Below are 2,603 nucleotides of genomic sequence, written 5' to 3' on the forward strand. Positions count from 1 at the left end.
GTCACGCTGAAAATGCCGGCCTTTGAATGGGTTCATGTGCAGCTCCATCAGCAAAAGGGGATGATAAGTTTATCACCACCGACTATTTGCAACAGTGCCTCTACTCTTGCCACAGGTTTACGAGTAGGTGATTTGGGAGGAAGCGTCTTAGCCTTTGAAGTTGGCGCGAAGGAGAGAATGGCACTCCGTGCAACGCATTAATTACCGCGGATATCCGCCATCACCTACTTGCGCCTGTGTGTACCATTTCATCAGCTCTGCAGTTCCCGGCTCGTTTTCGGCGGGGGCCCATGGGGCGGCATCTTGATCAGCAACAGGCTGGTACCTACCGTGTTTTACCTCAAAAATAACGCCGCCTTCATCCAGTGACAATACGGTATGCCAGGTGCCTGCATCCATCTCCAGCACTTTACAGTCCTCACCTAACACGACGCGCTGGGTCAGGTTACCCAGGTCATCAAAGTTCAATACCAAAAAGCGACCGGTAAGGGATGTCAGCAGTTCAAAAGTATGCGGGTGGCGATGAGGGCGAACATAAGTTCCCGGTTCCATAGCAATAGCCAGACGCTGCACCGGGTCGCTCAATTCAGGGTGGAAATTATGATGGGCACGTAAGCGGGGGGAATTTGCGGCTTGTGCGCTTTGCTTGCGTAGGTCGTTGAAAGTAAGTTGTTTCATATTATAAGCCTTATTGCATTCTTGCAGCTTACGGCAACCAGGTTGCCGTAAGGCTTTTTGTTATACTAACAATCGATTAGCCACGGCATTCGCGGAACAAATCGCGGTCAGGATTATAGACGCTGGTGCTTACGTCCCACAGCCCCAAAATCGATGAGAACAGGTTGTCGTGGGAATATGATTTTTTCGCCGCATTATTTTCAAGGCAAGACATGTTGATGTGTTTCCCGGCGATAAAGCCCGGTGACATCCAGACCTGCATCGGAATATGCGTCTGCTGATCCGGTGCCAGTTTGTACGGCGTGCCGTGCAGATATAGCCCGCTTTCGCCCAATGATTCACCATGATCGGACACATAAAGCAGCACGGTGTTGTACTGATCGCTGTAATTTTTTAGCTTTTCAATCATCTCAGCTAATACATAGTCTGTATAACGAAGGGTGTTGTCGTAGGTGTTGACCAATTGTTCCTGAGTACAGTTTTCGATATCGCTACGTGCACATTCGGGCATGAAGTGGCGATGCTCAGCCGGATAACGCAGGTAATAAGTCGGTCCATGGCTGCCAATGATATGGAAGGCGACAAGCTTATCACCTGGCATTTTGGCGATTTCATCATCAAGGTTTTCCAGCATCACCTCGTCATGGCACGTTTTGCCATCGCACAGTTTCGGGTTATCACTAGGCTTAATTTCGACAGTCGGGATGCGGCTACATACGCCTTTACAACCGCCATCGTTCTCTTTCCATAACAGCGAGACACCGGTTTTCTGCACGATGTCGAGGAAATTTTCACTGTTAGATGCTTTTTTACTGTCGTACTCGGTGCGATTCATATTCGAGAACATGCACGGAACGGATATTGCGGTAGCGGTACCGCAGGAATGCATATTTTTAAACGAAATAACGCCGCCGGATTTGCTGGTAAAGGCATTGGTATCACGCGAATAACCGTTCATCGAGAAATTCTGGCTGCGTGCCGTTTCGCCAATCACCAGGAACATCAGCGTGGGTTTTTCGTGAGCGACGACGCGTTTAGCATCATTCCCCAGCGTCTGGAAAGGCACTTTAGTCGTAAAGTACGTATCCTTAACATACTGGAAAGTGCTGTAAGCGTAGTTCGCCGGGATGATCTCTTTATTCAATGTCGAGTTATTGCGGCCGACAGAGGCATAATCCTGATAATAAAGTGCGGCAACACCTGCAATCAAACTCAACGATGCCAGCACGGAGAGCAAACGGTAAGCAATGCCTTTATACCATTTTTCAGGATATTGAATTTTTATTGAAAAAAGGAGGATGGCAGGAAGGATACCGGTAAAGACGAACCATATAATAATTGAGCCATTAAGATAGGAATGCGCTTCCTGGGGGTTAGTTTCAATAATGTTTTGAATCATCGTTTGATCAAACATTACTTTATATTTTAGTGTCGAATAACTGACCAGTGAGCCAGTGATAAACAGTAAAGCAAAGAAAGGTTTCAGCAGAAAACGAACTGAGAAAGGCATAAAAACAACGTTAAGCGCCGCAACCAGAACAAAGGGAATAGAAATGACAAAACCAATTTTGACATGCTCTAAATGCGACAAAATCTCGTAAAAATGCAGCAATATTGGCCAGTTAAGTAAAAACGCAAAGATCATTGCCAGAAGTAAAACCAGCGGAATAACTTTCACCCTGAAAAGTACAGGCATTAACACCTCCGGAAAATAGTAAACCAGTAAAAACATTGATGATAATTACAACAATTCAATCTAATATTATGATTGCCTTATTCGCTGCAAAGCAGAGATTATCATTCTGAAATCTTAGGTTAACCTTAACGAGGCTTTGTTGAATAAATCAGATTTCGGGTAAGTCTCCCCCGTAGCGGGTTGTGTTTTCAGGCAATACGCACGCTTTCAGGCATACCTGCTTTCGTCA

Annotated in this window: 3 protein-coding genes; 1 reads left to right on the forward strand and 2 read right to left on the reverse strand. The window is 46.0% G+C overall.

Annotated features, from left to right (window positions below):
- Positions 1-201: hypothetical protein (locus ACNQ0T_RS23065; RefSeq protein WP_218969450.1), on the forward strand; the 201-nt coding region annotated here is incomplete at its 5' end.
- Here the strand turns inward: ACNQ0T_RS23065 and ACNQ0T_RS23070 are convergent.
- Both ACNQ0T_RS23070 and ACNQ0T_RS23075 read right to left on the reverse strand, forming a co-directional pair.
- On the reverse strand, positions 202-678 hold the full coding sequence (locus ACNQ0T_RS23070; RefSeq protein WP_001572372.1) for a WbuC family cupin fold metalloprotein: 477 nt from the start codon (positions 676-678) through the stop codon (positions 202-204).
- A gap of 76 nt (positions 679-754) precedes the next feature.
- Positions 755-2,374, reverse strand: a complete 1,620-nt coding sequence (locus ACNQ0T_RS23075; RefSeq protein WP_001572373.1) for a phosphoethanolamine--lipid A transferase MCR-9.1 — start codon at positions 2,372-2,374, stop codon at positions 755-757.
- Between the last annotated feature and the right edge of the window lie 229 nt (positions 2,375-2,603).

It is taken from the genome of Enterobacter cloacae complex sp.6700776 (genome assembly GCF_048284255.1).
Lineage (GTDB): Bacteria > Pseudomonadota > Gammaproteobacteria > Enterobacterales > Enterobacteriaceae > Enterobacter > Enterobacter intestinihominis.